9 protein-coding genes and 1 pseudogene are annotated in these 5,980 nt (G+C 52.4%); 6 read left to right on the top strand and 4 right to left on the bottom strand.

Annotation, left to right across the window (positions count from 1 at the left end; genetic code table 11):
- From HYU99_05730 to HYU99_05715, 4 genes and pseudogenes are all read left to right on the top strand, one after another.
- The coding region (locus HYU99_05730; GenBank protein MBI2339847.1) for a LamG domain-containing protein at window positions 1-480 on the top strand (480 nt) is incomplete at its 5' end.
- A gap of 361 nt (window positions 481-841) precedes the next feature.
- Entirely contained in the window at window positions 842-1,159 is a 318-nt protein-coding gene (locus HYU99_05725) for a PIN domain-containing protein (protein MBI2339846.1), read from the top strand.
- 395 nt (window positions 1,160-1,554) lie between these two features.
- Window positions 1,555-1,638: pseudogene (locus tag HYU99_05720) on the top strand (putative metal-binding motif-containing protein).
- 94 nt (window positions 1,639-1,732) lie between these two features.
- Window positions 1,733-3,922: an FG-GAP repeat protein gene (locus tag HYU99_05715; GenBank protein MBI2339845.1), complete on the top strand. Its 2,190-nt coding sequence runs from the start codon at window positions 1,733-1,735 to the stop codon at window positions 3,920-3,922.
- An 18-nt stretch (window positions 3,923-3,940) separates the two neighbouring features.
- Here the strand turns inward: HYU99_05715 and HYU99_05710 are convergent, their stop codons facing one another.
- From HYU99_05710 to HYU99_05695, 4 genes are all read right to left on the bottom strand, one after another.
- Window positions 3,941-4,216: a hypothetical protein gene (locus HYU99_05710; GenBank protein ID MBI2339844.1), complete on the bottom strand. Its 276-nt coding sequence runs from the start codon at window positions 4,214-4,216 to the stop codon at window positions 3,941-3,943.
- Window positions 4,213-4,449, bottom strand: coding sequence for an antitoxin family protein (locus tag HYU99_05705; protein MBI2339843.1), 237 nt, complete (start codon window positions 4,447-4,449; stop codon window positions 4,213-4,215). Before HYU99_05705 ends, HYU99_05710 begins: the two co-directional genes overlap by 4 nt.
- 188 nt (window positions 4,450-4,637) lie before the next feature.
- Entirely contained in the window at window positions 4,638-4,871 is a 234-nt protein-coding gene (locus tag HYU99_05700; protein ID MBI2339842.1) for a DUF2283 domain-containing protein, read from the bottom strand.
- Window positions 4,850-5,182 carry a hypothetical protein gene (locus HYU99_05695; protein ID MBI2339841.1) on the bottom strand — a complete coding sequence of 111 codons (333 nt, stop codon included), beginning with the start codon at window positions 5,180-5,182 and terminating at the stop codon, window positions 4,850-4,852. Before HYU99_05695 ends, HYU99_05700 begins: the two co-directional genes overlap by 22 nt.
- A 166-nt stretch (window positions 5,183-5,348) precedes the next feature.
- Here HYU99_05695 and HYU99_05690 point away from each other — a divergent pair, with 166 nt between their 5' ends.
- Together HYU99_05690 and HYU99_05685 are read left to right on the top strand one after the other, a co-directional pair.
- Window positions 5,349-5,534, top strand: coding sequence for a type II toxin-antitoxin system HicA family toxin (locus HYU99_05690; GenBank protein ID MBI2339840.1), 186 nt, complete (start codon window positions 5,349-5,351; stop codon window positions 5,532-5,534).
- 39 nt (window positions 5,535-5,573) lie between these two features.
- The gene (locus HYU99_05685) at window positions 5,574-5,732 is read left to right on the top strand and encodes a type II toxin-antitoxin system HicB family antitoxin (protein MBI2339839.1); all 159 of its coding nucleotides are present in this window, start codon (window positions 5,574-5,576) and stop codon (window positions 5,730-5,732) included.
- Window positions 5,733-5,980 lie beyond the last annotated feature (248 nt).

The raw sequence follows: 5,980 nt of genomic DNA, 5'->3' as shown, positions 1-5,980 counted from the left end.
GCTGTTTCGATCACGGCGCGTGTTCGGCCCGATGTGATTGAGTCAGACGAGAGAGCGATTCTTTCTAAAGGAAAGGTTGGGGGAGGGGGTGACGCCACATATGGAATGAGCATGGTGGCCGATGAGGATACGGCAACGATATATTTCTATATTGGAGCCCCGTTTTGCTATGTAACCAACACCGCGGTGGGCGCCGAGAACTGGCACTTCGTGGCTGGTTCTTATGATGAGGCAACGACCGACAGGATCTGCTACATGGATGGTCTCACGGGGACTGATAATGAAACGGCCACTTCGCTGACACCTAACGACACTCCGCTTCGCATCGGCTGGGATGGCGCCGCTGGTCGCTATTTCCCAGGATTGATCGACGAAGTCGCCCTCTACAACAAGGCCCTGTCGGAAGAAGAAATCCAAAACGCCTACTGCGCCGTCGAGGCGCTGGCGAGCGCCGATCTGACGACGGATGGGTGTTTGTAAAGGCTGTGTTTGAGTGCCCGGGTGCCCGCGTGCTTGGGTGCGCAGGTCAGGGCGCAAGATTTTATTCTTGACCTCTTCTCCGCCAAGTAATACTATTCTTCAAGGAGTATTACTCAACCCATGAATCAGTCGGCCATTTCAACAAAAGGACAGATAGTCATCCCTTGTGAGTTGAGGCAACGATACCACCTTTGGCCCCGGAGCCGGGCGTTGTGGATTGATATGGGAGGGGCTCTTCTTCTGGTAGCCCGCTCCAAAAATCCGCTTAAAGAATCCCGCGGGATTCTCAAAAACTCCCTGTTCACCCAAACAGAATTGAAAAAGGACCGGGCTCGCGACAAAAAGCGGGTTTGATTTCCGCATGAGCCTCTACATCCTGGATACATCGGCCCTGCTTTGCTATCTGCGGGATGAAGCCGGCGCCGAAAAAGTGGCCCGTATTCTGAAAAAAGATTGCGGAATGCATCGGGTTAATCTGGGCGAAGTTTACTACGGCGTCTTAAAAAGAGACGGCCTGGAAAAGGCCAACGAAGTGTATGGCGCCTTGCTCCAATACCCCATTCGTTTTATTGATGACCTCACCGATGCCATGCTCTTGACGACGGGGAAATTCTCAACAGCGCCTTTCTTGTCACAAAAGACAACGATTTCAGACCGGTTGGACAAAAAGGCCTCGTAAAAATCGTGTGGATTTGAACAGAATTCTTTCCAACGAAGAAGTTCCTCAACTCCATCTGCGCCGCCCTGGCGCTGGCGGGAAACGATCTGGAAGCGAATGGATGTTTGTAACTCCCCCGACAGGGGAGTTATCAGCAAGATAAAGCCGGCAAGTCGCCTCAAAATCGGAAAAATGAAAAAAATTTCCCTTGTAACCGCTTAAAATCCTTGCCAAATATCTTGGCAACGAATTTGGGGTTCATTTTTCACGCAACAAAATCGTCGCCGAACCGATAATAATGGGTGTAGAAAGGGGCTATTATGAATCTTCTTACTTTTCTTATGCTCGGTTGCAAGCCTGACGGGGGGCTGACCGTTTACAAAAATCCCGATAACGACGCCGATACCTTCACCGAGGCCGATGGGGACTGCAACGACGGCAACGCCACCGTCTACCCCGGCGCCACGGAAATCTGCGATAGCCTCGATAACGACTGTGATGGTGTGATCGACGAAGACCCCGTTGATAGCGACGCCTCCTCTTTGGTACGAGGACGCGGACGAAGACGGCTTCGGCAACCTAGCCTCCTCAATCTTGGCCTGTAGCCAGCCTGCCGGTTATGTAACCGATTCCGACGACTGTGACGATAATGAAACTCTGTCCAATCCCGATGAGACCGAGGTCTGTGACGGTCTGGATAACAACTGCGACGGAACCATGGACGAAGATTCCGCCGCTGATGCCCCAACTTGGTATGCGGATACGGACAGCGATGGTTATGGGAATTTAGCCTCTTCCGTTTTAGCCTGCACACAGCCTTCCGGTTATGTGACCGACAACACCGATTGTGATGATACCCAATCGAGCATCTATCTTGGGGCAACGGAATATTGCAATGGAACGGACGATAATTGCGACGGTTCCATCGACGAGTCGACCGCTGAGGATGCCCCCACTTGGTATGCCGATAGTGACGAAGATGGCTTTGGAAATGTAGACAGCCCTGCAGTGGCCTGCACCCAACCCACCGGGTACACCGCCGATGCTACCGATTGCAATGACAGCGAGCCTTTATCCAACCCGGGGCAGAGCGAGGTTTGCGACTCTCTTGATAACAACTGTGACGGTGTCATCGATGAAGACTCTGCAGTCGATGCGGCGACGTGGTATGCGGATACCGACGGAGACTCGTTTGGCGATCCTATCAATACCGCCCTTTCATGTCTTCAGCCCTCCGGTTACGTTGCCGATTCAACGGATTGCGATGATACCCAATCGAGCATCTATCTTGGGGCAACGGAATATTGCAACGGCGCGGACGATAATTGTGACGGTTCCATCGACGAATCGACCGCCGTGGATGCGTCGACGTGGTATGCGGATACCGACGGAGACTCGTTTGGCGATCCCACCAACGCGGCTCAATCCTGCGCCCAACCCTCCGGATATGTCGCCGATTCAACCGATTGCGATGATGCCGAGGCGTTGGCCAATCCGGCGGAATCCGAGGTTTGCGACACGATTGATAATAATTGCAATGGGGTGGCCGATGAAGACGAGGCGGTCGATGCCCTGACCTGGTATGCGGACAGCGATGGGGACGGCCAGGGAAATTCAGCCGTCTTTGCCGTCGCCTGCGACGAGCCGACCGGTTATGTAGATAACTCCACCGACTGTGACGATACCCAGTCCAGTATCTATTACGGGGCGCTGGAATATTGCAACGGCCAAGACGACAACTGTGACGGCGCCATCGACGAATCAAGCGCCGTGGATGCCCCTGCCTGGTATGCCGATGGCGATGCAGATGGTTTTGGTTCTGCCTCAACAAGTGTCACGCAATGCAGTCAGTCATCGGGATACCTTTCCGACAACAGCGACTGCGATGACACCAATTCCGCTGTCAATCCGGCGGAGACCGAGGTCTGTGATACCATTGATAACGACTGTGACGGGGTGACTGACGAAGACGATGCGGCAGACGCCTCCACCTGGTATGCCGACGCGGATGCCGATGGGTACGGGGATCCGGCCAGCTCAACTGCGGCCTGCGACGAGCCTTCGGGTTATGTAGCTGACAGCACCGATTGTGACGATGCCGAACCCCTCGCCAATCCGGGCGAAACGGAAGTCTGCGACGACTTCATCGATAACGACTGTGATGGGACCGATAATGGTTGCAGTCTCTCCGGCACCATCTCCCTCTCCTCCGCCGATGCCAAACTGATTGGGGAGGCGGCTTCCGATTGGGCTGGTTACTCTGTCTCCGGTGCCGGGGATGTGGATGGCGATGGGTTAGGCGATATCTTGGTGGGCGCTAGGGGTAATGACGCGGGCGGGGCCTCTGATGCCGGCGCCGCCTATCTGGTTTTAGGCCCTGTCAGTGGGACAGGATCTCTTTCTACTGCCTCTGCAAAATTAACGGGGGAAACGGCTTACGATAATGCAGGTTCCTCAGTTGCCAGTGCCGGGGATGCAAATGGCGATGGGTTAAGTGATATCCTGGTGGGGGCTCGTTACAACGGTACCGGTAGCCTTCTTGCCGGCGGCAGTGCCGTCGGTGCCGCCTATCTGGTTTACGGTTCTGTCAGCGGCACGATGTCTCTCTCTTCCGCCGACGCCAAATTAACGGGTGAGGCGGCTTCCGATTATGCTGGTTCTGTCTCCGGCGCCGGGGATGCGGATGGGGATGGGTTTAGCGATATTCTGGTGGGGGCTTATGGGGAAGATGCAGGGGGGAGTTCTGCCGGCGCCGCCTATCTGCTTTATGGGGGAGGGATGTGAGTTTGGCCCGCATCGACTTCAACAATGCCGAAGGAATTTTCTTACCTCATCGTGCGTGCCGACAAACAAAAAGCTGATCCAGTCTTTGTTTAATTCCAAAAGCACACGATACTGAAGACCGGAACGGATTTCCCATATATTTCCTTTTAATCTCCGAAATCCGATTCCTTGTGACCGCGTGCCTTTTTGAAGCTGATCGAGGAATTTCTCAATGACCAACACGACATCGTTTTGCGATGACAAGGGAAGTTCTTTAAAGGCCCGATCGAAACGGGAAAGATAGTCTATTCTCATTTCTTGAGAAGGGTGCGGAGATGCTGTCCGGCGTCATCAATGGAATGGTGCGAAGTGAATTTTTTGGACCGTCTCTGGCGGGAAATCCATTTTTTCAGCCTTTTCCAGTCGGCGCCCGGATATTCCCCCGGGTCAACAATTGTGACCAAAACCCGGGTTGCTTCCCTTAATTTTATCTTTTCAACCGGTTTTATTTTTCCCTTGGAGACAATGGCTTCAAAAGCCTGATACATAAAAACAACTCCTTTTCAGTTGTTTAACATAATTGTTGCCGGAGTACAACCGGCAACTTGGGCAACTTCGTAACCGGAGCCGAACTGCCACCGGCGTGGCGTATCTGCTTTACGGGGGAGGGATGTGATTCAGGTGCCTGGGTGCGCAGGTTTAATCGGTGCGTGGGTGAGAGGGACAACGTAAACAACTACAGCTTTTCTTTGGCGTTGAGAACGGTGATTCCCACAATTTTCTTCCTGGAGTAATGAAAAATAAAATCCCCTTCCATTACACTATCAGCCGCTTTCTGGGGTTTACGAAAACTGATGTAGAGAACATCCACTTTTTTGTCATAATCGATCCACAGATGCTCAGCCTTTTTTTTCAGAATGTAAGGGAGAAAAGATTTCACAGCCGATTCTAATTCTCTTGCCTGCTCCATATCACTCCTTTCTTGAATATCTTGCCCGGTTTTGAAGTCATAAAAGCGGTAATAACATAACCGTCTTTGACTCCCTGCCGATATACCACTGTAACATACTTCCGGCCCAGAGGGGTATGGTCAAATTTTTTCACGGCAATATGCGCCGAATGGGTTCCCTTCGCAATTTTGTCCGGCGATCCGATAGTTTCCAATACTAGCTCCAGATGCCCCGCCATGTAATCGTGGGATTCCGTGATGTGAGCCCATCGCTCGTCCGTCAGGCGTATTGGAACACCATCAACCGAGATCACCCATTCAAGCACGGCCATGGACGATGACTACCAGCAATACGGCAACCCTTCAATTAAAAACACTGACTGCTTGCCGGCGCGGCGTATCTGCTTTATGGGGGAGGGATGTAAGACTGATTACCGCCGAAGCCATATTTCCGAGTTGATTTGTTGGAAACCTCGTGATTAAAACCGCCTTTCCCGAATGAAGATTCGTGATATAATAAAACGAATAGAACAGGACGGTTGGATTTTGGTCCGAACACGAGGTAGCCACCGGCAATATAAACATCCCGCAAAGCCGGGCCTTATCACCATAGCCGGTAAGCCAAGTGACGACTTGGCACGGGGGACGCTCAACAGCATTTTGAAACAGGGAGGCTATAAATGAAAAGATTTCTTATTGTAAAAAAAAAAAAAAAAAAAGGATATTGACCTGCCCGGTTGTATCGCCACGGCAAAAACAAAAAACACGGTTATAAAAAGAATGCGGGAAGCGGTTGAATTTCATCTCGATGGCCTGCGCGAAGAAGGCGAAAGAATTCCCCCTTCCCACAGTTATTCGGCATATTTATCGGTTGCCGCCTGATGTCCTCAACTCCACCTGCGCCGCCCTGGCGCTGGAATTTAGGGGACAGGCAAGTAAATCACCTCACATACTGGTTGGGGCTTATGGCAACGATACCGCCGGCAGTTATGCCGGCGCCGCCTGTCTGCTTTATGGGGGAGGGATGTAACGCGGGATTCTCAAAAACTCCCGATTCACCCGGGTTTGAACAGGGTTTGGACCCCGCAATAATTGCCCTCGTAATAGGCGCAATGGCGGCAAACGGCGAG

It is taken from the genome of Deltaproteobacteria bacterium, from assembly GCA_016183175.1.
Lineage (GTDB): Bacteria > UBA10199 > UBA10199 > UBA10199 > SBBF01 > JACPFC01.
Note: the sequence above shows the minus strand (reverse complement) of the source record. Positions and strands in the feature narration are given on the sequence as shown.

Excerpts from the sequence above, each read along its gene's own strand:
- HYU99_05725 (MBI2339846.1), top strand. The coding sequence starts at position 842 with ATGAGCCTCTACATCCTGGATACATCGGCCCTGCTTTGCTATCTGCGG.
- HYU99_05690 (MBI2339840.1), top strand. The coding sequence starts at position 5,349 with ATGAAGATTCGTGATATAATAAAACGAATAGAACAGGACGGTTGGATT.
- HYU99_05695 (MBI2339841.1), bottom strand. The coding sequence starts at position 5,182 with ATGGCCGTGCTTGAATGGGTGATCTCGGTTGATGGTGTTCCAATACGC.
- HYU99_05710 (MBI2339844.1), bottom strand. The coding sequence starts at position 4,216 with ATGAGAATAGACTATCTTTCCCGTTTCGATCGGGCCTTTAAAGAACTT.
- HYU99_05700 (MBI2339842.1), bottom strand. The coding sequence starts at position 4,871 with ATGGAGCAGGCAAGAGAATTAGAATCGGCTGTGAAATCTTTTCTCCCT.
- HYU99_05705 (MBI2339843.1), bottom strand. The coding sequence starts at position 4,449 with ATGTATCAGGCTTTTGAAGCCATTGTCTCCAAGGGAAAAATAAAACCG.